This is a genomic window from Trichococcus alkaliphilus, assembly GCF_003008695.1.
Lineage (GTDB): Bacteria > Bacillota > Bacilli > Lactobacillales > Aerococcaceae > Trichococcus > Trichococcus alkaliphilus.
The window spans coordinates 182,184-205,367 of the sequence record NZ_PXZT01000002.1; the positions used below are offsets into that span (position 1 = coordinate 182,184).

The following is a 23,184-nucleotide window of genomic DNA, read 5'->3' on the forward strand; positions in this document are numbered from 1 at the left end:
ATTGTATTTTCAAAATCATTCTACCATACATGTATAAGGTTTTGCTTTATTTTTTGGCTGGCGGCAATTTTTCCCAATAGCCGGGTTTGTTCTCCTGGCGGCTGCGGGCGATGCCCATCGCGCCTTCAGGAACATCTTTTGTGATGGTCGAACCTGCAGCTAGGAATGTGTTGGCCTCGACTTTGACAGGCGCCACAATGTTCACGTTGCAGCCGATGAACGTATTGTCACCGATGCTGGAACGGTGTTTGTGCTTGCCGTCATAATTCACGAAGACAGTGCCGCAACCGACGTTGATGTTTTTACCGAGATCCGCGTCTCCCACATATGTCAGATGTCCGACTTTTGTGTCTTCGTTCAATACCGCGTTCTTCACTTCCACAAAATTTCCGATGTGGACGCGTTTTCCGATATGGCTGTTCGGTCTCAGGTGGCTGAACGGACCGATGTTGCTGTCCGATTCCATTACGGAGTCCTCCAGATTTGAACTTCTGACCTGGACACGGTCACCGATTGATGTATTGCTCAGTTCTGAGCCTGATCCGATGAAACAATCTTCACCGATGATCGTTTTCCCTTTCAGGAATACGTTCGGTTCAATGACTGTGTCGCTTCCGATGATCACATCCGACTCGATGTAGGTATTATCCGGGTCAATCAAGGTAACGCCGTTGCGCATGTGTTTTTCATTGATGCGTCTCTTCATGTAGACAGAAGCTTCAGCCAAAGCCACACGATCGTTCACGCCCAAAGCTTCGCCCATGTCGCTCATCTGATAAGCCGTCACGATTTCGCCTTGGTTCTTAAGGATTTCGATGACATCCGGCAAGTAATACTCGCCTTGCGCATTGTTGTTGCCCACTGATTGCAGCGCAGCAAACAAAAACTTGTTATCGAACGCATACGTACCGGTATTGATTTCCTGCACACGCACTTCTTCCGGAGAAGCGTCTTTTTGTTCCACAATTTTTTCTACGTTATCTGAAGCATTTCTGATGATGCGGCCATAGCCGTTCGGATCAGCAGCATGCGCAGTCAGGATAGTTGCTCTCGCTTTTTTCTCTTCATGGTATTGCAACAAGGATTCCAACGTCTCTGCAGTCAGAAGCGGTGTATCTCCGCAGATGACCAACGTAGTGCCCTCTTCGTTCTCCAGCACAACTTGCGCTTGCAGGACAGCGTGCCCTGTTCCCAATTGTTGCGCCTGCAATACATATTCCGAACGATCCCCCAAGCATCCTTTAACAGTATCCGCACCGTGCCCTACAATTGTCACTACCTTCTCAATTCCAGCAGCCTCTACTTGATCCACGACGTGCTCTACCATTGGTTTTCCGCAAACTGCATGCAGTACTTTATAAAGCTTACTTTTCATGCGCGTTCCTTGACCAGCAGCAAGTATGATTGCAAAACGATTAGCCATAAGCAACTCCTATCTTTTCATTTTATTCCTTCAACTAAATTATCTTAGCGTAAAAACTTGCTTTTTTCAATATGATGTCGTACATAAATACCGACTTCTTTTCATTTTCTAATGGAAATACGAAGAATGCGGATACATTGTTTCTTATTGACCGGTTTTTTGGATATACTTGTAGACAGGAAGACACACTGAGAGGATTGATCCCAATGACAAAACCGACTGCATCATTTTGGATACACGAACTGTTGCTTCAGCCACATGCGGAAGGCGGCTATTTTCGTGAAACCGGCCATTCCCCCGAACTGATCGTTACCGAAGATCGGAGAGAACGCTATCTCTACAGCAACATCCTCTTCTTGTTGACTGCAGACAACCCTTCGCATTTTCACCGCTTGAAATCCGATGAAGTCTGGTATTTCCATGAAGGCAGCACGTTGACGATCCATCTGTTGCATCCCGACGGCCGCTACGAGGCGATCAAGATGGGGCGCCATCCCGATAAAGGCGAACTTTTCCAATTTACGGTTCTGAAAGGGGTCATCTTTGGGAGCAGCATCGAAGGATCATCCGGAGACTATGCGCTCGTGAGCTGCATGGTCTCCCCAGGATTCGATTACCGTGATTTTGAATTGCTGCCTTATGATGCGTTGCTGAAAGACTATCCTGATTGCGGGAGCATTCTGGAAAAATTAGCCTACAAAAAGCTGCCGGGTGATGCTTTCAGGAATGAAAAAGTCTGAACTACACCCAATCCCACTTAGGGAATCGCATTTTTCCTTCCCAACACACCAAAGAGCCGGCCCTTAGTCTTAAGGTCCAGCTCTTTTTCATGCTTATTATCAATCAGTGCTTGAATCGAAATAATTGCCCAAGCCCACGCTGATGGAATGATCTTTCAAGTCGATATTGTTTACGCGGATCAGTGACGTATAATCGAACACTTCGCGCTTGGAATTGTAACCAGCTTCAGCGAATACCGTCACGCCGACTGTCTCCGATTCGAATTCGGAAATCATGCTGCGCATACCGTTGATGGTACCGCCGCCTTTCAGGAAATCATCGACGATGAGAACTTTTGAACCGCGCGGCAAACTGCGTTTGGATAGCTCCATTTTTTCAACACGATCGGATGAACCTGAAACGTAATTGATGCTCACTGTGGAGCCCTCGGTAATTTTCGAATCACGGCGCACGATGACGAACGGCACATTCAGATAAGTGGCTACTGCTTGCGCGATCGGAACCCCTTTAGTGGCGACAGTCATGACTGCATCGACTTTTTTTTCTACGTATTGAGCCGCGATGACACGCCCGATTTTCTGCAGGATTTCCGGATTGCCCAACATGTCGGAAAGATAAACGTATCCCCCTGGCAACAGACGATCTTTGCTGTTCATGATTTCGCACATTTCTTCTATAATTTCGCGGGCATTTTTTTTGGTGATTGTCGGAATATATTTGACGCCGCCTGCTGCACCCGGAAGCGTTTCGACAATCCCTGTTCCCCGATCTTCAAATGTTTTCTTGATGATGGATAAGTCTTCACTGATGGATGATTTCGCTGATTCATAACGTTTAGCGAAATAGGTCAATGAAATCAACCGATGCGGTCTCTCTAATAAGTAACGGGTCATATCGACTAACCGTTCACTGCGCTTTATTTTCAATCCAAATCTCTCCTCATATTGCGTTCTTTTCCCTATTATATAGTTGATTCCTGAAAAATGGAAGCTTTTAATTGTTGATTGTTCGTTTTTAATCGAATTTAAGTCAAAAAAACAAGAGCAATGTTCTGCTCTTGTCCATATATCTTATTGTTAAGATTCTACTTCTTTTCAGCGATGACCTTATAGATGCTGGTCAAAATGAACATGGCCACGAAAACCAAGGTGATTGTGGCACCGGGAGGCGTCCCGTACTGATAGGATGCGAACAAACCTCCGTACATTCCCGTCAAACCGATGCCTATCCCAAGCAGGATGACGCCGTTGAAGGTATGCACCAATCTCATCGAGATGGCTGCCGGCAGAATCATGATTGAGGAAACCAGCAATGAGCCGGTAATCGGCATCACCACACTGATTGCGACCCCTGTGATTACAGAAACCAACAACGACATCATGCGGACCGGCAAGCCCGCTGTATGGGCCGTGTCTTCATCAAACGTCAACACATACAACGGTTTGCGGAAAATCAGATACAATAAAACGACTATGATTGCCAATGCCAACAAGATAACGATCTGCTCATCATTTATGGTGATGATCGACCCGAACAGAAACTGCTCGACACTAGCGTTCTGTTTCCCGGATACGAAACTCATCAAAACCAATGCTACCGCCATTCCCGTAGCCATCAGGATTGCGATGGATATTTCCGAATAGCCTTTGAAGATGACACGCAAATATTCGATCCCGATCGCCGCCAAAATGACGACGGCTAATGTTGTAAGCGTCGGATTGATGTTGAGGAGCATACCTAAAGCAACTCCGGCCAAGGAAACATGCGACAGCGTATCCGCCATCAAGGATTGCCGGCGCAAAATCAGCAGCAGGCCCAAAATGGGTGCCATGATTGCGATCAATGTTGATGCTTGGAAGGCTCTTTGCATAAATCCATAGAGAAACATCTCCACGGCGAATCCTCCTTTCTGACCAACTGAATATGGGTATCCATAAATTCTTTGATATCTTCGTGCTCATGCGTAACCATGATGATTGCTTTGTTGTGGACTTGTGAATTGTGTTTCAGCAAGCGATAGAAACGCTCGCGCGATTCCTTGTCCATTCCGGTTGTCGGCTCATCGAGCACAAACAAGTCCGGATCGGTTGCGAAAATGCGGGCCAAAGCGATGCGTTGTTTTTGCCCACCGGATAGTTCACCGATTTTTTTGTTGCGCATCTCCCACATTCCCACTGATTCCAAAGCTTTTTTTACATGGGTATTATCTTCTTCATCCAATTTTTTGAACCATTTGCCTTTTTGGTATCTGCCCGACTCCACAAACTCAAGTACCCTGCTCGGAAACCCGATATTGAACGACGAAATTTGCTGCGGTGCATAACCGATCGTAAGCTTTTCCCCACGATAGTTCACCTTCGAAATCGTCGCGCTGCCCTCCCGGGGATTCAACAGGCCCAGGATGCTCTTCAACAAAGTGGATTTCGCCGCGCCATTCTCGCCTGTAAGGATGACGAATTCCCCTTCGTGCACTTGGAATGTGATATCCTGCAGGACAGGTTCATCATCGTAATAGAACGACAGATGCTGTACATCGATATATTCCACTTGAATTCCCCTCTTCTCTTACTGGATCACTTTTTTCAAAGCTGTCAAATTTTCTTCCATCACACTCAGGTAATCTTTGCCCGCTTCTTGGTCTTCATCGGTTATCCCTTCAAGCGGACTCAGCACTTCCAGTGTAGCACCTGCTTCTTCGGCAAGCGTTTCTGCGGTTTTCGAAGAGGCGCTGTCCGAGTAATAAACGGTAGTGATCTGATTATCGATCATAAATTGCTGCAGTTCAGCCAGTTTGGCAGGATTCGGTTCCGCATCGGATGACACATCGGATACCGCCACTTCAGTCAATTCGTAGCGGCGGGCGATATAGCCGAAAGCTGCGTGCTGGACGACGAATGTGCGGTTTTCGGCACTCTCAAAGGCAGTCTGATAGGCTGCATCCAGTTCCGCCAACTTTTCGTTAAAGGCAGCTGCATTCGCTTCGTAACTCTCTTTGTTGGCTTCATCCGCCTCAAGGACTCCGGCCAAAATGGCGCTCACAAGCTCTTGTGCATACACCGGATCCAACCAGACATGCGGATCGACGTTGTGGGCAGCTTCGCCTTCTTCATCACTGTGCTCTTCTTCGGCAGCCTCTTCCAACTCAAAAAGCGCGATATCCTCGGCAGCCTCGACGACGATCACATCGCTCGATTCAATGGATTCCAGCACGCTGGGTACCCACGTTTCCATTTCATCGCTGTTGTATACGAACACATCAGCGTCAGCAATGGCCGCGATATCCTGTGGCGTCGGCTCATAGCCATGCGATTCTTGTCCGGCATCCAACAAAACGGAAACTTCGCCATTATCGCCTACCACATTTTTCGCAAAGTCATACATCGGATAGAAGGTTGTGACAACCTGTATCCCATCTTCAGAAACGGCTGTTTCATCGCTTCCGCTCGTTCCGCAACCAACCAGAACAAGGGCTGCTGCAGACAGAATGCCTGTCAGTTTCAATCTATTTATCATAATTTATTATTCCTCCAAAACGTAATGATTCCTGTTTAAGTCCCGATAGACACTTTATCACAATTGGATGCAACGCGTCAACCATTCCGCTTCCGTTTCACAAGCAAAAACCGCGAAACCCTTCAGGGGGTTTCGCGGTTTTGATTAATCAATCTTCATTCAGCAGTCGGACCATATAAACTTCTTCGCAGAATCCTCGCAGACTGTTGTAGACTCTTTTGATGCGCGACGTGTTTCTGCTGAATCCGATGATGGTCGGGCCGCTGCCGCTCATCGTCACGCCATCAAGTCCGTACTTCTCCATCCGGTCCTTCAATTGGCGCAGTTCCGGATGCTTATTGAAGGTCACTTGTTCCAAAGCATTCCCAACATTCTGACACATCCGCTCGTAATCACCCTCCTCGATGGCTTGCGCTACGATGCGGGAAGTCGGTTTGTGCTGCAGTTGCTCGACAGCCAACAGCCGGAAAATCGTCTTCGTCGAGACGCTCAGGCGCGGTTTCGCCAAAATCACCCAACAGGATGGCATCGGTCGCAGTTTGCGGACGATTTCCCCTCGGCCTGATACGAAGGCTGTGCCGCCAACTATGCTGTAGGGAACATCCGAGCCTACTTGGTTGCCTATCGCAATCAACTCCTCAACAGAAAGCTGCAGATCCCAAATCTTGTTCAGCGCGCGCAAAGCTGCAGCCGCATCCGTGCTGCCGCCGCCCAATCCGGCAGCTACAGGGATTTTCTTGTCAATTTCGATTTTGATCCCCTTCTTTATCCCACAACGGTCTTTGAGAAGCTTCACTGCTTGATAGACATGATTACGCGTATCCACGGGCAGAAACACTTTGTTCGTGTAGATTCTGATTTCATCTTTTTCGAGAGGAGTAAACGTAAGATGGTCCGCGAGGTCGACTGAAGCCATCACCATTTCGAGTTCATGATAAAGGTCATCCCGCTTATACAATACATCTAACGCCAAATTTATTTTTGCCGGTGCACGTTCAATCCATTCCATCGCTCCACGCTCCTCTCCACTGTCCTTATACTACAATACTAGCGTAAGCGTGCCGTTTTTAAAAGAATTATATGCCAATAACCAAGAATTACTTTCTGAACAGTCATTATCGCCTGAATCGGTGACCGGAACCGGTTTGTTCCGCAAACGATTCGGCCTGCAGCATGCGATTTTTCCATAAAAAAAAACAGACATTTCGATGTCTGTTTGATTTATTTGGAATAAGTTCTTACATAATTTAAGCGTACTGGCATTTTTCTTCATCATAAAATAAGATCTCTACAGCTTCGGTTAAAACATCTGCATAACTGTATGATACACGTTCAAATGCATTTTCGTTTTGGTCTAGATCAACCACAAATACAGCATGATACGTTTCCCGTAAAATACCTTTTCGTTCTGTCTTGCGTTTGCGTCCTGCTTGCGCAGTCAGCATAACTTTCTGCCCTAAGTGACATTCCAGTTGTTCCTTAATCTGACTCAAATTATCCGGCATTCTGTTTCACCTCACTGATTCACAGTATAACACAGATAAATTAAATTAACAAGTATATCACAGAGGACGTATGCACGCAACTATGAAACGAATAAATTTTTAAAGAAATCTTATCAACTTTTTTTACTTTTTTTTAGTAAAACTGCTGATTGGAAAATTGCACCGCAGATGCATCAACTTCCCTTCGCAATGGGATCCGGAAGGTGATGCATCCGTACCGATGGTGCCTCTGGACGCGAAAACATCAGGTTATTTTTTGATGATTTATTGAACGTCCAAATATTTGACCAAAGCATTCGCTAGGGCCGCAAATTGTTCAATGCTCAGGGCTTCTCCACGTTTTGAAGGCTCAATGCCGGCTTCTTCAAGTCCGGCTGTCAAAGCTGCCTTGATCTCTTCCGTTTTGCCGTAGCGGGATTGCAGATTGTTCCAGAGCGTTTTTCTGCGTTGATTGAAACCGGCGCGCACCAAATCAAAGAAGAACTTCTCATCGGTAACTTTGACTTTAGGTTCCGCTCTCCGCTGCAGCTTCAGGATTGCCGAATCGACATTCGGTTGCGGTACAAAAACAGTTTTCGGAACGATGAAGGCAATCTCGGCTTCGGTATAGTAGTCGATCGCAATCGTCAATGAGCCGAATGCTTTCGTTCCAGGTTTGGCTGTCATGCGCTGCGCGACTTCTTTTTGCATCATCATCACAAACGTGTCTATCGGCAAATCAGTCTCTATGAAATTCATGATGATTGGCGTCGTGATATAGTAAGGCAGATTCGCTGCCACCACTAATCGTTCGGCCGGTTCAAAATGCTCTTCGATGACTTGCGGAACATTTGCCTCCAGAATATCCTGAAAAATGATTTCGATATTATCGTATTCCGCAAGTTCCGTCTTCAGGATCGGTGCCAAACGTCTGTCCACTTCAAACGCCACTACTTTTTTGGCTTCTCTGGCAAGGCGTTCCGTCAAGGCTCCGATACCGGGCCCGATCTCGATGACATTGGTGTTTTCATCTATGCCGGCTGCATCAACCATCTTCGTCAATATATTCGGGTCAACCAAAAAGTTTTGGCCCAGGCTTTTCTTCATGGTCAAATGGTATTTTTTTAAGATGGCGTTCGTTCTGCTCGGTGTTGCTATATCCTTATGGTATTCTAATCCACTCATTTATTTTCCTCCTCCTGCCGCAAAGCGGTCAGGCTATCCTTTTCATCCAGTTCTCTCAAAATTGCCGTCATCGCTGCATCAACATCTTCTTTTTCCAATTGGAACATGCGCAGACGTTTCAACAACTGTTTACCGTTCGTATGGCCGATCCCAAGTGCATCCCCCAGCAACTCCCGGTAACGGCCTGAGTCAGCATGTCCGACCAAGTGCCATTCATCCAGGAATTTCCTGTCGATGTCGCTCGTTTCTGCTTGACGTTGCGTGTAGATATTCTTCAGCGCTTCCCTGATGATTTCCGGAGAAGCATGCTCGATTCCGAGGCTTCCGCCTTTCGGGGATTGCGCATCATCCTTGCGCAAGAACGCATGCTTGACGCCGGGGATACGTTCCACGATCGTTGCCCGGATCTTCCCGCCCGGATAATCCGGATCGGTGAAGACGATGACGCCGCGTGTCGCTTGCGCATGGGCAATCAGCTGCAAAGTTTCTTCGTTGATTGCCGATCCGTTCGTTTCGATCGTATCAGCCTCCACCGCCAGCTTAATCCGTCTGGTATCGTCTTTTCCCTCAACCACTATGATCTCTTCTATTTTCATCTATCATCCAACCCAAATAACGTATTTGCGTTTTTGGTTGTCTGCAGCGCAATCTGTTCGAATGTCTGGTCGCGCAGTTCAGCAATCTTTTCGGCTACATAGCGTACATATGCCGGCTCGTTTCGCTTTCCGCGGAAAGGAACGGGAGCCAGATACGGCGCATCGGTTTCGACCAAGAGTCGCTCGAGTGGAACAGCTTTGGCCACTTCATGGACTTCGGTCGCCTTTTTGAAAGTGACGACGCCGCTTATTGAAATGTGCATGCCCAAATCCAAAAACTTCTTCATGTAGTCCACGTCACCGCTGAAGCTGTGCATGATGCCGCCTATGTCGCGCACACCCTCTTCCTTCAAAATACGGTACGTGTCTTCGATAGCATCACGCATATGGATGCTGATCGGCAGTTCCAATTCTTTTGCGATCGCGATTTGCCTTCTGAACACTTTCGCTTGGACGTCATGCGGCGCTGTGTCCCAATGATAGTCCAGCCCCATCTCGCCCATGGCAACAACTTTTTTTTCTTCAAGCAATGCCATCAGGCTGTCTTCCACTGCCGCAGTATAGGTCGCTGCTTCTGTAGGGTGCCAGCCGATGATGCTGTAGATTTCGGGATATTTTGCGCTCAATTCGAGCGATTTTTTTATTGTGTCCACATCGAATCCCACGACCGCAAATCTTCCGACACCGGCTTCATGGGCCCTTCCGATGGCCGCGTCCGCATCATCCGCAAAAGCGTCCACATTCAAATGCGTGTGTGTATCAAATAATAGTTTATCCATAGATTCCTTTCCGGTTCCTGCGGGAAGGCCATTGCCTGCCCTGATTCTTCTGCATCTAAAATGGACAAAGGAGTCCAGGACAACTGTCCCAGGCTCCTTGAATCACAAAAACCTTTATGCCACTGTCGAACCATTTGCTGCCGATTCAGGTGCGAGTATGACTTGCAGCACGCCATCCTTTTCAGCAGAAAGGATCATCCCTTGGCTGATTTCACCCTTCATTTTGCGCGCTTTCAGGTTAGCGACGATGATGACTTTCTTGCCGATGAAATACGCAGGATCCGGATACCATTGCGCAATGCCCGACAGGATTTGGCGATGACCTTCGTCACCCGCATCCAGACGGAATTTCAGCAATTTGTCCGCGCCTTCGACCTTTTGGCAATCGATGACTTCTGCTACCTTCAGCTCGACTTTATCGAAGTCTTCATATTTGATTTGTTTTTCCTTTTCGGAAGTCAGTACGGTAGTCGTCGGATCCCACTCGGCCGCGACGGTTTCCTCTTCCGCTGGGGCCGTTCCGCCCATTTGTTCCTTGATGTAGGCGACTTCTTCTTCCGTAACCAGACGAGGGAAGATCGGTGTGCCCTTTTCGACTACCTTCACTTCCGCCGGGAACGTTCCGAAGGCTACATTTTCCCAAGCACCTTGTTTTTCGAAGTCCAATCCAAGTTGTTCATACATTCTGAACGGCGCTTGCGTCATGAACGGAGACAAGAGAATGCCGACGACGCGCAAGGTTTCCGCCAAATGCGCCATGACGCTTCCCAACTCCGCTTGCTTGGACTCGTCCTTCGCCAAGACCCATGGAGCTGTCTCATCGATGTATTTGTTCGCGCGTGAAATAAGGCGCCATGTTTCGGACAAGGCCGAACTGAACTGCATGTTGTCCATTTCCTTCTGGTAATTCTCGGTCACTTCCGCTGCCATCGCTTTGAGTTCCGCATCGAAAGCCGTTTCCGCTGCAAGCGCCGCAGGGATGTTCCCTCCGAAATATTTATTGATCATGGCAATCGTTCTGTTCAGCAAGTTGCCCAGATCGTTCGCCAGATCATAGTTGATCCGGTTCACGTAGTCTTCCGGCGTGAAGATGCCGTCGCTGCCGAAGGTCACTTCGCGCATCAGATAGTAGCGCAAAGCATCCAAACCGAAGCGGTCCACCAACATATCCGGATACACAACGTTGCCTTTTGATTTGGACATTTTGCCTTCCTTCATCAACAACCAACCGTGGCCGAAAATTTTCTTCGGAAGCGGCAGATCCAGTGCCATCAGCATGATCGGCCAATAGATGGTGTGGAAACGGACGATTTCTTTTCCGACCATATGCACATCAGCCGGCCAATATTTTTGGTAAAGCGAATCATCAGCCGAACCATACCCCAACGCAGTGATGTAGTTAGCCAATGCATCGATCCAAACATAGACCACGTGCTTCGGATTGCTCTTCACGGGAATCCCCCAGGTAAAGGTCGTCCGCGATACAGCCAAATCCTCAAGGCCTGGTTTGATGAAATTGTTGACCATCTCGTTTTTGCGCGACTCCGGTTGGATGAAATCGGGATGCGCTTCGTAATAAGCCAACAGGCGATCCGCGTATTTGCTCATGCGGAAGAAGTAGGACTCCTCTTTCACCAACTCGACTTCATGGCCGCTTGGAGCAACCCCGCCGATGATTTTTCCATCGGCATCGCGGTATACTTCAGCCAATTGTGTTTCCGTGAAGAACTCTTCGTCGGAAACGGAATACCAGCCTTCGTATTCGCCAAGATAGATGTCGCCTTGTGCCAATAATTGTTCGAAGATCTGCTGAACAGCCTGCACATGATCATCATCAGTCGTGCGGATGAACTTGTTGTTGGAAATGTCCAGACGTTTCCATAAATCCTGCATATCCTGGGCCATACCGTCCACATATTCTTTCGGTGTGATGCCCAATTCTGCAGCTTTGTTCTCGATTTTTTGTCCATGCTCATCTGAACCGGTCAGGTAGAACACATCGAATCCCATCAGTTTTTTATAGCGCGCCATTACATCGCATGCGATTGTAGAATACGCATTTCCGATGTGGAGCTTACCGCTCGGATAATAGATTGGAGTAGTGATATAAAATGTATTTTTGTCTTTAGCCACGAATGAGTGCCTCCCTGAATTCTAAGTTGTTTGCGAATGTACGCAACTTACCGTACCATTCTACCACAAATGTCAAGGGTTGGGGCGCGAAATTCGAAACAAGCGGCAACCTCCCGCTATTGCCCGCACCACCAGATCCACGCGCAAAAAAGCCGAAAGCAACGTTCCGCTCCCAGCCTTTCCAATGTCATTCAGCTTTTTCAGTATAGTTGTGGATCGCGTCCCGCAAAAAGACAGCAGCGCCTTTACCGGATGCTTTGTCGTAGTATGCCGTGAATCTTTCGTCATCGACGTACATCTGAGCCAGTCCGCGATGCGCTTCCGAGGAGTAGGTCGGCCAAGTATAGCTCAACCACTGTTTATGCAACGCAGCAACAGCCAAGGCAGCCTCTCCGCCGGCATCCCCGGTAGCCATCGCTTCCGTCAGCAGCTCTTGCAAGCGCACGGCCAGCTCCTGCATCGCGTCAAAATCCGCTTCACTCATTCCTGCAAATTTTTTGTTTGATGCAACAATGGTCTTTTCACCGTATTTTCCGCGGATTTCCTGCCCGTAGCGGGATTCATTCTCGTCGAGCAGCTCCTTCTTCATTCCTTCAAATTTCTCTTTGTCGCTCATTTTTCTGCCTCCTCTTTTTTCATCCAGCGTAGCATCGACCGTTTTGATCAGCAATTCGATTTCTGCCTTTTTCTCCAGCAGCGCCTGTTTATGCGCGACCAACGAACGTTCCGCGTCATACGCCGGATCATCCATCGCTGCTTTGATCTCATCAAGCGAAAAGGACAGTTGCTTGAAGATCAGGATCTGCTGCAGCCTGTCCACCTCCGCTTCTCCGTAGATGCGATAGCCGGAGGAACTGGTGCGTTTGGGCTTCAGCAGGCCGATTTCGTCATAGAACCGCAACGTCCTCGTGCTGATGCCGGCCAGCCGGCTCAATTTTTGGATCGTATATTCCATCTAATCCCCTCCGATGATTTCATCATACACCTTGACGCTGCGTCAAGGTCAACAAATTTCCTCCGTAAAGACAAAAAAAAGACAGCCCCGGAGGACTGTCGTGAATTTTGGATTATCTTGCAACACGTACAGCAAATGATGCGCCGGAAAGGTTGTAAGAAGAATAAGTAACTGTTTGGCCTGGCGCTGGAGCGTGGATGTATTGTCCGCCGCCTACATAGATAGCTACGTGATAAGTCGCGCCTCTTGAACCCCAGAAAATCAAATCTCCCGCTTGTGCGGCTGATACAGCAATCTGCGTACCTGAGTTTTCTTGAGGAACTGTGTAGCCACCGATTTCGATGCCGTATGCCTGTCTGAAGACATAAGACGTGAAGCCTGAGCAGTCAAAACCAGACGGTGTTTTTCCGCCCCATACATAAGGAACGCCGATGTATTGTGCAGCAATGGAAACAACATCGCCTGTTGGTGCTGATAACGCCGGTGCAGTCACGACTGGTGCGGCCACTACAGGTGCGCTGACGACTGGTGCAGCTGCTGCAGGAGCAGTCGCTACTGGCGCACTCTCAACAACTGGTGCAGCGGCAACTGTTTGAGCAGGAGCCGAGCTAGCAGTTGCTGCTGATTCGGAACTTGCAACTGCGCTTGATGCAATGTCAACAGATGATGCAGCGGTAGAAGACTCTTCTGAACTTGCTTGTGCGACTGTTGCAGCTACAGTAGCTGAGGCAGCTTCAGCGGCAGCAATGGAAGCAGCCTCTGCGGCAGCTCTTTGATCAGCTTCTTCTTTTTGCGCCAAGAACATTTCGCGGTCAGATTCAGCTGTTGCTTTTTCAGCAGCCAAAGCGGCAACTGCGCTCTCTTGTTCGATTCGCTTCACTTGCAGATCGCCTTTAAGTTGTTCCAACTCCATGGCCATTGCATTGATTTCATTTAAGTTATCTTCAGTTTTATTTTTCTTGTCTTCAACAGCTTTTTGATCTGCAACTTGCTGTTCTACCAATTCTTTATTAGCGGAAACCATTTTTGATACCACATCGATGCGGGATACTAAATCTGTGAAAGATTCTGATGCTACGATAAAGTTCAAATAGTTTTCGTTTGAACCGTTCACTTGAACAGATCTTGCTTGCTCATCCAATTGCTCTTCGCGTTGCGCGATGACAACTTGCAATTCGGCAATATCTTCTTGTAAAGCAACAATCTCATCTTGTGTCTTTACGCGGTTTGCCAATAGAGTCTCTGCTCTTTGTTCGGCTGCATCAACTTCCGCAGTGATTGAAGAAAGATTTTCTTCTGCAGAGCTTTGTTTGCTGTCCAATTCAGAAATTTTAGTTTCTTGTTGTTGGATTTTTGTTAAGATTTCATCTGCTTGTGCTGTAAAAGGCGTTACTATACTTGTTGCAAGGATCGTACCTGCTAATGCGATAGCCACTAATTTCTTCTTCAAGTCTAATTCCTCCACTTACATTCGATTGTCGTTAGTTATAATTCTTATATATCTTTTAACTTTTTATAGTTTTTCTTAAGATTCATCAACATAATGAATCATAACATAGTTTTTTTTCGTTTAACCCGGTTTCGACAAGTTGTAGCCTAACTGTAACATTTCTGTAAAACGATTCGCTTAATGTGTCCGAATCCGCGCCATCAGCAATATTTCATACACCTCCCGACTTTGTAACATTTCTGTAGCATTACTTTTTTTGTTGTCATGGTTGACATTTAAAGTTTTGCTGCGCTATACTTACGGCAATTAACCAATACAATATAAAGCGATGAAAAAGACAGTAGAATCGGGATTTTGTCCTATAGAGAGTCAGCGGTTGGTGGAAGCTGATGCAAGCCTGGATTCGAATTACACTTTGGAGCTTTCTTATGCGCATAAGCGGTCGGCATACGATACATGTCAGAGTGGCAAAGTCTTTCCGATTTCGGGATGATTCTGCAAGCTGGGTGGTAACACGGTAACTATCGTCCCTGTTCAAACAAGTATTTTCTTGTCTGGACAGGGATTTTTTTGCATATAAATTTATGAGAAAAGGAATGAAGCACATGAATATCATCGACGAATTAGAATGGCGCGGCGCCATCAACCAACAAACGGATGCAGAAGGTTTACGCAAATTAACAGAGGATGAGCAGATCGGCCTTTATTGCGGCGTCGACCCTACCGGTGACAGCCTGCATATCGGTCATCTGATTCCCTTCATTGTATTGAAGAGATTCCAACTGGCCGGGCACAGACCCGTAATCCTGATAGGCGGCGCAACCGGCTCGATCGGCGACCCAAGCGGAAAGAGCGAGGAACGGGTTCTGCAATCGATGGATCAAGTCGTCGAGAATGCGAATGCTTTGACCTCTCAAATGAAGAAACTGTTCCTTTCCGACAGTTCAGCTGACATCCGGCTCGTCAACAACTATGACTGGACCAAAGATTTGACGCTGTTGGATTTCCTGCGCGACTTCGGCAAGAATTTCAACATCAATACGATGCTGGCCAAAGATATCGTAGCCAGCCGTCTGGATACCGGCATTTCCTTCACGGAATTCACTTACCAAATTTTGCAGTCCATGGACTTCCTGCACCTTTTCCAGAATGAAGGCGTCAACCTTCAGATCGGCGGCCAGGATCAATGGGGCAACATCACTGCCGGTTTGGACCTGATCCGCAAAAAAGAAGGCGCGGAAGCAAAAGCTTTTGGTTTGACGATTCCTTTGATGCTGAAGGCGGACGGCACAAAATTCGGCAAGACTGCCGGTGGGGCCGTCTGGTTGGACCCGAAGAAAACAACCCCTTACGAGTTCTACCAATTCTGGGTGAACCAGGACGACCGCGATGTCATCAAATACTTGAAATACTTCACTTTCCTTTCGAAGGCAGAGATCGATGCGCTGACTGAAAAAGTGGAAACAGAGCCGCACAAACGCGAAGCCCAAAAAGTTTTGGCATCCGAAATGACGCGCTTCGTCCACAGCGAACAAGCCCTTCAGGACGCTCTAAAGATCACCGAAGCCTTGTTCACCGGCGAAGTGAAGGAATTGACTGCCGACGAAATCGCGGAAGGCTTCAAAAATATGCCGACATTCGAAGCCGACCTGAAGGAACAGGATTTGGTCACTTGGCTGGTCGATCTCGGCATCGAACCGTCACGCCGTCAATCACGCGAAGACATCCAAAACGGCGCCATCTCCATCAACGGCGACAAAGTTACGGATCTGGAATTTGTCATCACTGCCGAAAATTCTTTCGAAGGCCGCTTCATCTTAGTACGCCGCGGCAAAAAGAAATATTTCCTGGTTAAATTGGTGGCTTGACATGACAACCCCACAACTCTTTTCGCGCGAAGCCGCACTCCGGTTGGAACCGGTCGAGAGCATGGAGCAGATCAACGAACTGTCCCGCTTGGCCGACATCATCTGGCATGAGTACTATCTGCCGATCCTGGGACCAGCACAGGTAACCTATATGTTGGAGAACATCCAATCCAGAGCTAATCTGGAAGATGACATCGAAACAGGCAAATTGGATTATTTTCTCATCAAAAGCGAGGGGCAATCCGCCGGTTACTTGGCTATCCAACTACAGGAAGACAAGTTGTTCATCAGCAAGCTCTACCTGCTGCAGGAAGCCCGCGGACAAGGCTATGCCTATCAGATCATGCAAAAAATGGTCGATCTGGCCATCAAGGAACAGAAAAAAGTCCTGGAGCTTACCGTCAACAAATACAACGAAGGTTCGATCGCATTCTACGAAAAATACGGCTTTGTGCGCACGGAATCCATCGTCTCCCCCATCGGAGGCGGCTTCGTGATGGACGACTACGTCTACCAATATCCACTCACATCAAAATAACAAACAACGCAAATAGAGGACAGCTGAACATTTGCTCAGCTGTCCTCTATTTTTTTGTGCTTCCTAATTCGACCACTCTTTCGGGCTCCACATCCGCCCGTCCAGTTCGCCCTCCATCTGTTCCATCCGTTGATGCTGCTCCTGAAAAAGCTTTTTCGTTTCCTGAAAAAGCGCTTTTTGCCGATAATCCTTGCTCGCTTCCACTAAGTGGTCCAGTTGTTCCTGTACCCAATTTTCAGTCTCCATTATTGCCCCTCGCTTTACATTAACCTTTACCCAAGCTGATTGCCTTCCATCTGCGCCAATGTCCACGCCAGATCATCCAAGTGTTCGCGGTTGTCATCCAAAACGGCGAGCAGATGCTCCACCAGTTGCTGATCCTCTTCGGACAGTCCCGCTTTCCCGAGCGACTGCAGTTGGAGTTTGAACCAGTTTTCTGAAGTCTTGAGACTGGCGTCATTGTCTTTGGTCAGGTATTGCTGATAAGCGATCAGCAATTCTTTCTGCTTGGTGTCGCTCAGATAATCGAATTTCGAAACGACGAGCGTCGGCAAGTACACCATGCCGCATTTCATTGCCATCGCCTGATACGGCCGGGTCAGTTCCGAAATCGTGAAGCCTTCCCTGCCCCCCGCCTGATATTCGCGTTCATTCACACCAAGAGCCAGAACGAGGCCGAATTCTTTCCCCGACAGCCTGCTTCCGTCAGCTCCGTAGGCGAAACCTTCAGTCAGGACGACATCCTGCCATTGTTTCAACAAAGCAGGCGAGCTGTACCAATAGAACGGGAATTGGAAGATGATACGGTCATACTGGAGCAATTGCTGTTGCTCGGCCTCCCGATCGATCTGTCCATCCGGATAAACCGATTCGAGATGGTGCCAAGTCACCCCTTCTGCCGGGAGACTTTCCCACAGAAACCTTTGTGCATTCGAATCAGTCAGCGTCGGGTGGCTGACTATGATCAATGTTTCCATCCTTTCACCTCATTTTCTCAATAGTTCTTCTTCCGCATCATAACAAGCTGCCGGCCAGAGTTCAAGTTGCACGCTCACTCATCCCGAAGCCAACGAAAAAAACCTTCCTTCGCCATCCGGGTCATCCGGAAACAAAGAAAGGGATAGTGTTTTATAGATTTCCTGTAATGTTCAGTGCTTGCTCCTGAGCTTTCAGGCATAATTCCTGCGCCTTGAAGATATGTTCCTGCGTCATCGCATTTTCGGTGCGGTTGACGCAGTCCAAAATCATTTCGCCGAAGAACGGGAATCCGACTTCACCAGTCAAGGAGTAGTGCTCTTCGCCATCTTTCGTCACCAAGAACAAGTGGTCACCCGTCTGTTCCGTCGCCACATTAATGTATTTGCGGATTTCGATTGTTCCTTCCGTTCCGGTGATGAATGTTCGGCCGTCACCCCATGTTCCGAGTCCGTCCGGCGTGAACCAATCGACTTTGAAGATGAAGGTTGCGCCATTGTCACCGACCAACGTGGCATCGCCGTAGTCCTCCAATTCGGGCGTATCCGGGTTGTTGTAGTTTCCGACCTTGCTGTGGAGCACTTTTGCATCCACATTCCCTGTATAATGGAGGAATTGCTCGATTTGGTGGCTGCCGATGTCGGCCAAAATGCCGCCGTATTGTTCCTTTTTGAAGAACCAATCGGGACGTTTCTCTTTATCGAGACGGTGCGGCCCAAAGCCAGTCACTTGGATGACGCGGCCGATCCTGCCTTCTTCGATCAACTGGCCGGCAAATACAGCGCCTTCCACATGCAGCCTTTCGCTGAAGTAGACCCAATATTTCTTGCCGGTTTCTGCAACCACTTTTTTGGTTTCTTCCAATTGTTCCAGCGTCGTGAAGCCAGTCTTATCCGTGAAGTAGTCTTTCCCTGCGCGCATGACCCGGTTCCCCAAGGCACTGCGCAAATTAGGGACCGCAGCAGCGGCGACCAAATGGATTTCAGGATCTTCCAGAATCTGTTCCAAAGAATCCGCAACCGTAACATCCGGAAATGACTCCAGATAATTGGCCACTTTTTCAGTATCCGGATCATAAACGTATTTGATCGTAGCGCCGGCTTCGATCAGTCCATTCGTCATGCCGTTGATGTGTCCGTGGTCCAGTGCCGTTATCCCGACATTGAACGCCCCCGGTTCCACAACCTTATTGATTTTACCTTTCGGCGCATAATTCATTCCATCTTTATTTCCCACTCTTACGACCTCCTTCATTATTATAGGAAGAAGTCCGAAGAGAATCCTCTCCGAACTTCTTCATCCGTTTTATCAGAACAGGTTTCCGTAGCCCAATTCCAATAGGTGCTCACGGGATATTTTCAGGCTTTCGAAGGGATCCACTCCATAAGTGTCGTCCTGTTCCACCAATAGGTAGCGTACGCCTGATGAGATGCTTTCTTCGATGATTTCCTTCAATGGCAGGCTGCCTGTTCCCAATTCAGCGAATTGGATGACATCAGTGAAAGCCGTCATGAATGTCGCGTGATCGCCATTATACAGCGCATCGAATGCTTCATCCGGAATAGCCGCGATACGGTAGTCTTTCAAGTGGATCAATTCCACTTTTCCCTTGTAGTCTTTGATGACTTCCAATGGATTGGCGCCGCCGCGTTGCACCCAGTGGACATCCAATTCAAAGCCTAATAACGGAGCCTTTTCGCGGATGATGTCCAGCAGGAATTTGCCGTCATATTTGCGGAATTCGATATGGTGGTTATGGTAGTACAAAGTGATGCCGTCTTCTTTCAGTTTTTGCGTCACTTCGTTGACATCATGGCAGAATTCCAGCACTTTATCCAGGCTGGCCATCGCGTCGAAAGGCAGGATGCCGATGCGCAACAAGTCAGTTCCCACGGCTTTGCAATCCGCTACGATTTTGTCATAGTGTGTCGTCAAAGATTCGCCGTCTTTTACTTGCGGCTTCAAAGCAGCGGTCATGGACGCCACTTCCATGCCGAAATCCGCTGTCGCTTTTTGGATTTGGGCGATATTCTCTGGCGTTGTCGCCACCTGCGAGATTTCGATCGAGTTGTAGCCGATTTCGTGCAATTTCTTCAACGTTTCGTAAGGCCCTACTTCTTCAAAACTTTTTTTGACCGTTGACGCTTGTACACCTATCTTAACTTTCGACATTTATGATTTCCTCCATTTCGATTGTACGCTTTTCTTTAGACGATAATTTCATTGCATCGATCATCAACATGGCCGGCAAAGCCTCGCGGACCGTCACATAATCATCCGTATCCGCTTCGATCGCGTTGTAGAAGCGCTGAATCAAGGCAGAATGGCTTGGACCGTAATAAAATTTCGTCCCTTGCATCGGCGTGTCCTGCAAGTGCAGTTCTTTTTCGCCGGAACTGTTCGAACGGTACAGACAGTTATCCTTAATCGTGAATTTTTCCTTTTCGGTGATGACCTGCAATTCTACGCTGGAATTCTCGACGTAGGCATTGGTCGACATGTAAAAGCCACGTGCGCCGTTCTTGAATGTGAAATTCGCGACGGCAGTATCCTCGACTTCGATGTCATAGTCTGTGATATTCGACAAACTGGCTTTACAGCGGTCGATTTCCCCGCCCAAGACCTGCATCAGATCAAGCGTATGGATGGCCTGATTGATGATGGATCCTCCGCCGGCAAATTCCATCTGTCCGCGCCACGGTTTGGTTGTGTAATAGGTTTCAGGCCGATGCCATGCCACCAATCCTTTCACCGCCGTAACAGCCCCCACGTTCTCCTCTGCGAGTACTCTTTTGAGTTCCAAAAAAGTTTCATTGTAGCGATTTTGGAAACACACGCCGATTTTCTTGCTGCTTTCCTCCGCTAACGCGAGCGTCTTCAACCCTTCGTCATAATCCAAAGCCAAGGGTTTTTCCTGGAAAACGTGCACGCCTTTTTCAACACAAAGTTTCGTGATCGGATAATGCAGATAGTGCGGCAAGCAGATATGCACAACATCCAAATCCTCTTTTTCCAACATCGTTTCTACGTCTGTGTAAAAAGGCACATCAGGATATTTTGTCTTCAAGGCTTCATTTACGTCGCAGACTGCAACCAATTCACCGTTGTCGCTAGCGTCGATAGCATATTTGTGGACAGGCGATACATCCCCTAATCCAATTATTGCCGCTCTTAACATCTCTGATCACGTCACTTTCTTATTTTCTTTGTTCAAATTTTCCTTCTTCAGCGATGCGTTTGTTCAGCTCTGCCAAATACAGGTCGCCGTCCACATTGTAGTCCACTTCTTTATCCAACCAAGAGGACAAGTGCATCGCATTCGCTAGAGTAACACCATTGATACCTTCTTCGCCGTTGGCCAATAAAGGCTCCCCTTTTACGATATGATCGGCAAAATTATTCAACACAGAAATGTGCTGCAGACCTTGTGGAGTAACAAACTCTTCTTCGGTGACCTTAACGTAATCTTCCATATTGATCTGTCCCATGAAGAGTCTCATGACATCCTGCATATCCATGTTTTCGGATAGTTCAGCTTCAGGAGCAGTCAATTGTTTCACGATCAGTTTTTTCGAATCTTCGACGATGATTTTCCCTTTCGTCCCAAAGATTTCGAAGCGGTCAGTGCCGACAATGTCGTTTGTGCAGGTGATGAATGAACCGGTAGCGCCGTTGCCGAAGTCCAAAAGTGCATTCACTTCATTTTCCACAACAATGTTACGGCCTGCGCCATATTGCAGTTTCGCGTATACTTTTTCAGGCTTTCCACAGATCCATTGCAGCAAGTCCAATTGGTGAGGAGCTTGGTTCACAAGGACACCGCCGCCTTCTCCGCCCCAAGTTGCACGCCATGCGCTTTGGTTGTAATAGCCTTGCGGTCTCCACCAAGTTGTGATGATCCAAGTTGCGCGCTGCAGATCGCCGATCGCTTTTTCATCCATCAATTGTTTTACTCTGCGGTAAAGCGGATTTGTGCGTTGGTTGAAGAAGATCGCAAAAGTCGTTTCTGGGTGTTTCTTCGATGTTTCAATCAATCGTTCCACATCTTTCGTATAAACACCTGCCGGCTTTTCGCCCAATAAGTGGATGCCGCGTTCAAGTGCAGCGATCCCCATCACGCAGTGGTCATAGTGTGGGACTGTCGTTACGATTGCGTTTACAATACCGGATTCCAAAAGATCCAGGTAGTTGTCGAAGAAAGGCAGTCCAGGAAAATCTTCAGCAATTTTCGCTTTTTTAGCTGGATCGTTGTCGCAGATCGCTGCCAACTCGATGTTGTCGTTCAGGCGCTCATCGTTGTTCTTGAAGAACCCTGCGTACATGCCGCCTTCTGCACCATATCCAATAATTCCTAATTTCACTTTTTCTGTCATTCTCATCATTCTCCTTTTTGTATGCTGATTCTATTGTTTTTTCTGTAATTACTGGGTGTACTGCCCATATTATGTTTGAAATATCTGCTAAAATGGGCATCGCTTTCAAAACCGCATTCGCCGGAAATCATTTTGATCGATTTGGATGGCTCCATCAATAATGCCGTGCATGCTTGGGATAACCGGTATCCCATCGCATAAGCCATGATGGTGTTTCCTGTGATTTCTTTGAAAGCATGCGACAAATAGGATTTGCTCAAATTAAGGGCTTGGGCGATATCATCGATATTGAACGAGTCACGGTAATTCTTGAAAATATATTCCGAAACCTTCTCCGCTATCTGTGTCTTTTCATCGACATAAGCCTGTCCTTTTTCTACGATTTTATCCGTTGAAGAATCTATCATCAGAAGCAACTGGACTAAAGCCAGTTTGCGTTTCGCTTCATTTGCATAGGATTGGTCCAACTGCTGCAAATGATTCATTTCCCGGATAGCATTTTCTAAAAGGAGTTCATCCTTCTTTCGGAAAGTCCGAATGAGGCCATTGCGATTTTCAGTAAAGAACCGCAACAAATAGTCAATGTTCATGTCAGTCAGTAAAGGGGTAATCCAGTCGGCATCGAAATGGACGATGCTGCGTTCATAGGCATCCTTGTCTCCAATTACGTAGGCACGGTGAACCGTCATCCCATCCATCATCAGTAAGTCGCCAGGCTGAAGATAATAGATTTTATTACCGACCAGGAACCGACAATTTCCGCCGTGGAACAGGAATATTTCATATTGCGGATGTGTATGGAAATCTAGGGCATATGCTTGCCCTTTGACGTGATATCCGATCAACAATTTTTCAATGATACGTGTCACCTCCCTCTCTTTGACACTTCAAAGTATAAAATAACAGCGGTTACAATTCAATGTCCTGAAATGCTTACATTTTCCAAATAATTGACCGAGAGTGCTTTTCGTTGTTCAAAAAAACAAAGTCGAGAAAAATACTTCTCGACTTTACTTGGTACAACAGCGTTTTGGGTGATTTGTGAACAAAATGGTACATTAGTTGGGTACCTTCTAAACGCAAATCATCGTATCCTTATAGAACGGTTCTGAATCCTAGAGTTCTCCGCCTAACGCTGTTAAGGCCCACTCAGCCAAGATCGGGCTGCTTG

General features: G+C 47.5%; 23 protein-coding genes and 1 other annotated feature. Of the genes, 3 read left to right on the forward strand and 20 right to left on the reverse strand.

Annotated elements, in window-relative coordinates:
* Nucleotides 1-46: 46 nt before the first annotated feature.
* A complete protein-coding gene (glmU, locus tag C7R73_RS02490; RefSeq protein WP_106448956.1) occupies nt 47-1,423 on the reverse strand; it encodes a bifunctional UDP-N-acetylglucosamine diphosphorylase/glucosamine-1-phosphate N-acetyltransferase GlmU in 1,377 nt (458 codons plus the stop codon).
* 206 nt (nt 1,424-1,629) lie between these two features.
* Here glmU and C7R73_RS02495 point away from each other — a divergent pair, with 206 nt between their 5' ends.
* Entirely contained in the window at nt 1,630-2,163 is a 534-nt protein-coding gene (locus C7R73_RS02495; protein ID WP_106448957.1) for a cupin domain-containing protein, read from the forward strand.
* A gap of 99 nt (nt 2,164-2,262) precedes the next feature.
* Here the strand turns inward: C7R73_RS02495 and purR are convergent, their stop codons facing one another.
* From purR to C7R73_RS02555, 12 genes are all read right to left on the reverse strand, one after another.
* Complete coding sequence (gene purR / locus C7R73_RS02500; RefSeq protein WP_106448958.1) at nt 2,263-3,090, reverse strand: pur operon repressor; 828 nt, start codon at nt 3,088-3,090, stop codon at nt 2,263-2,265.
* 158 nt (nt 3,091-3,248) lie between these two features.
* On the reverse strand, nt 3,249-4,058 hold the full coding sequence (locus C7R73_RS02505) for a metal ABC transporter permease (RefSeq protein WP_106448959.1): 810 nt from the start codon (nt 4,056-4,058) through the stop codon (nt 3,249-3,251).
* On the reverse strand, nt 4,004-4,711 hold the full coding sequence (locus C7R73_RS02510) for a metal ABC transporter ATP-binding protein (RefSeq protein WP_086626885.1): 708 nt from the start codon (nt 4,709-4,711) through the stop codon (nt 4,004-4,006). The genes C7R73_RS02505 and C7R73_RS02510 overlap by 55 nt, the downstream gene beginning before the upstream one ends.
* An 18-nt stretch (nt 4,712-4,729) precedes the next feature.
* Nucleotides 4,730-5,677, reverse strand: coding sequence for a metal ABC transporter solute-binding protein, Zn/Mn family (locus C7R73_RS02515; protein WP_106448960.1), 948 nt, complete (start codon nt 5,675-5,677; stop codon nt 4,730-4,732).
* 148 nt (nt 5,678-5,825) lie between these two features.
* Nucleotides 5,826-6,686 carry a 4-(cytidine 5'-diphospho)-2-C-methyl-D-erythritol kinase gene (ispE, locus tag C7R73_RS02520; RefSeq protein WP_106448961.1) on the reverse strand — a complete coding sequence of 287 codons (861 nt, stop codon included), beginning with the start codon at nt 6,684-6,686 and terminating at the stop codon, nt 5,826-5,828.
* Between the two features lie 238 nt (nt 6,687-6,924).
* Nucleotides 6,925-7,182, reverse strand: a complete 258-nt coding sequence (locus tag C7R73_RS02525) for a Veg family protein (protein WP_068559042.1) — start codon at nt 7,180-7,182, stop codon at nt 6,925-6,927.
* Nucleotides 7,183-7,446: 264 nt separating this feature from the next.
* Nucleotides 7,447-8,346 (reverse strand): 16S rRNA (adenine(1518)-N(6)/adenine(1519)-N(6))-dimethyltransferase RsmA, encoded by a 900-nt coding sequence (gene rsmA / locus C7R73_RS02530; RefSeq protein ID WP_106448962.1) that lies wholly within the window; start codon nt 8,344-8,346, stop codon nt 7,447-7,449.
* Complete coding sequence (gene rnmV / locus C7R73_RS02535; protein ID WP_106448963.1) at nt 8,343-8,942, reverse strand: ribonuclease M5; 600 nt, start codon at nt 8,940-8,942, stop codon at nt 8,343-8,345. The genes rsmA and rnmV overlap by 4 nt, the downstream gene beginning before the upstream one ends.
* Complete coding sequence (locus C7R73_RS02540) at nt 8,939-9,721, reverse strand: TatD family hydrolase (RefSeq protein WP_106448964.1); 783 nt, start codon at nt 9,719-9,721, stop codon at nt 8,939-8,941. The genes rnmV and C7R73_RS02540 overlap by 4 nt, the downstream gene beginning before the upstream one ends.
* Before the next feature lie 114 nt (nt 9,722-9,835).
* Nucleotides 9,836-11,854, reverse strand: coding sequence for a methionine--tRNA ligase (gene metG, locus C7R73_RS02545; protein WP_106448965.1), 2,019 nt, complete (start codon nt 11,852-11,854; stop codon nt 9,836-9,838).
* 187 nt (nt 11,855-12,041) lie between these two features.
* Complete coding sequence (locus C7R73_RS02550) at nt 12,042-12,809, reverse strand: MerR family transcriptional regulator (protein ID WP_106448966.1); 768 nt, start codon at nt 12,807-12,809, stop codon at nt 12,042-12,044.
* 112 nt (nt 12,810-12,921) lie between these two features.
* On the reverse strand, nt 12,922-14,259 hold the full coding sequence (locus C7R73_RS02555; protein WP_106448967.1) for a C40 family peptidase: 1,338 nt from the start codon (nt 14,257-14,259) through the stop codon (nt 12,922-12,924).
* 319 nt (nt 14,260-14,578) lie between these two features.
* Nucleotides 14,579-14,794 (forward strand) — a binding site (T-box leader).
* A gap of 70 nt (nt 14,795-14,864) precedes the next feature.
* On the opposite strand from C7R73_RS02555, the gene tyrS reads away from it, so the two are divergent.
* Nucleotides 14,865-16,127 (forward strand): tyrosine--tRNA ligase, encoded by a 1,263-nt coding sequence (gene tyrS / locus C7R73_RS02560; RefSeq protein ID WP_106448968.1) that lies wholly within the window; start codon nt 14,865-14,867, stop codon nt 16,125-16,127.
* 1 nt (nt 16,128) lies between these two features.
* On the forward strand, nt 16,129-16,665 hold the full coding sequence (locus tag C7R73_RS02565) for a GNAT family N-acetyltransferase (protein ID WP_106448969.1): 537 nt from the start codon (nt 16,129-16,131) through the stop codon (nt 16,663-16,665).
* Nucleotides 16,666-16,728: 63 nt separating this feature from the next.
* On the opposite strand, the gene C7R73_RS02570 is transcribed toward C7R73_RS02565, so the two are convergent.
* From C7R73_RS02570 to C7R73_RS02600, 7 genes are all read right to left on the reverse strand, one after another.
* Nucleotides 16,729-16,911: a hypothetical protein gene (locus C7R73_RS02570; protein ID WP_106448970.1), complete on the reverse strand. Its 183-nt coding sequence runs from the start codon at nt 16,909-16,911 to the stop codon at nt 16,729-16,731.
* A 26-nt stretch (nt 16,912-16,937) separates the two neighbouring features.
* Nucleotides 16,938-17,642, reverse strand: coding sequence for an NAD(P)H-dependent oxidoreductase (locus tag C7R73_RS02575; RefSeq protein ID WP_106448971.1), 705 nt, complete (start codon nt 17,640-17,642; stop codon nt 16,938-16,940).
* Nucleotides 17,643-17,793: 151 nt separating this feature from the next.
* Nucleotides 17,794-18,876 carry a Gfo/Idh/MocA family protein gene (locus C7R73_RS02580; RefSeq protein WP_106448972.1) on the reverse strand — a complete coding sequence of 361 codons (1,083 nt, stop codon included), beginning with the start codon at nt 18,874-18,876 and terminating at the stop codon, nt 17,794-17,796.
* Between the two features lie 72 nt (nt 18,877-18,948).
* On the reverse strand, nt 18,949-19,812 hold the full coding sequence (locus C7R73_RS02585) for a sugar phosphate isomerase/epimerase family protein (RefSeq protein ID WP_106448973.1): 864 nt from the start codon (nt 19,810-19,812) through the stop codon (nt 18,949-18,951).
* A complete protein-coding gene (locus tag C7R73_RS02590; RefSeq protein ID WP_106448974.1) occupies nt 19,799-20,818 on the reverse strand; it encodes a Gfo/Idh/MocA family protein in 1,020 nt (339 codons plus the stop codon). The genes C7R73_RS02585 and C7R73_RS02590 overlap by 14 nt, the downstream gene beginning before the upstream one ends.
* A 19-nt stretch (nt 20,819-20,837) precedes the next feature.
* A complete protein-coding gene (locus C7R73_RS02595) occupies nt 20,838-22,013 on the reverse strand; it encodes a Gfo/Idh/MocA family protein (protein WP_106448975.1) in 1,176 nt (391 codons plus the stop codon).
* Between the two features lie 5 nt (nt 22,014-22,018).
* Nucleotides 22,019-22,882, reverse strand: coding sequence for an AraC family transcriptional regulator (locus C7R73_RS02600; protein WP_106448976.1), 864 nt, complete (start codon nt 22,880-22,882; stop codon nt 22,019-22,021).
* Nucleotides 22,883-23,184: the final 302 nt, after the last annotated feature.

Coding starts and splice junctions, on each gene's coding strand:
- glmU (WP_106448956.1), bottom strand. CDS start 1,423: ATGGCTAATCGTTTTGCAATCATACTTGCTGCTGGTCAAGGAACGCGC.
- C7R73_RS02495 (WP_106448957.1), top strand. CDS start 1,630: ATGACAAAACCGACTGCATCATTTTGGATACACGAACTGTTGCTTCAG.
- C7R73_RS02515 (WP_106448960.1), bottom strand. CDS start 5,677: ATGATAAATAGATTGAAACTGACAGGCATTCTGTCTGCAGCAGCCCTT.
- ispE (WP_106448961.1), bottom strand. CDS start 6,686: ATGGAATGGATTGAACGTGCACCGGCAAAAATAAATTTGGCGTTAGAT.
- C7R73_RS02525 (WP_068559042.1), bottom strand. CDS start 7,182: ATGCCGGATAATTTGAGTCAGATTAAGGAACAACTGGAATGTCACTTA.
- rsmA (WP_106448962.1), bottom strand. CDS start 8,346: ATGAGTGGATTAGAATACCATAAGGATATAGCAACACCGAGCAGAACG.
- rnmV (WP_106448963.1), bottom strand. CDS start 8,942: ATGAAAATAGAAGAGATCATAGTGGTTGAGGGAAAAGACGATACCAGA.
- C7R73_RS02540 (WP_106448964.1), bottom strand. CDS start 9,721: ATGGATAAACTATTATTTGATACACACACGCATTTGAATGTGGACGCT.
- C7R73_RS02550 (WP_106448966.1), bottom strand. CDS start 12,809: ATGGAATATACGATCCAAAAATTGAGCCGGCTGGCCGGCATCAGCACG.
- tyrS (WP_106448968.1), top strand. CDS start 14,865: ATGAATATCATCGACGAATTAGAATGGCGCGGCGCCATCAACCAACAA.
- C7R73_RS02565 (WP_106448969.1), top strand. CDS start 16,129: ATGACAACCCCACAACTCTTTTCGCGCGAAGCCGCACTCCGGTTGGAA.
- C7R73_RS02570 (WP_106448970.1), bottom strand. CDS start 16,911: ATGGAGACTGAAAATTGGGTACAGGAACAACTGGACCACTTAGTGGAA.
- C7R73_RS02575 (WP_106448971.1), bottom strand. CDS start 17,642: ATGGAAACATTGATCATAGTCAGCCACCCGACGCTGACTGATTCGAAT.
- C7R73_RS02585 (WP_106448973.1), bottom strand. CDS start 19,812: ATGTCGAAAGTTAAGATAGGTGTACAAGCGTCAACGGTCAAAAAAAGT.
- C7R73_RS02590 (WP_106448974.1), bottom strand. CDS start 20,818: ATGTTAAGAGCGGCAATAATTGGATTAGGGGATGTATCGCCTGTCCAC.
- C7R73_RS02595 (WP_106448975.1), bottom strand. CDS start 22,013: ATGACAGAAAAAGTGAAATTAGGAATTATTGGATATGGTGCAGAAGGC.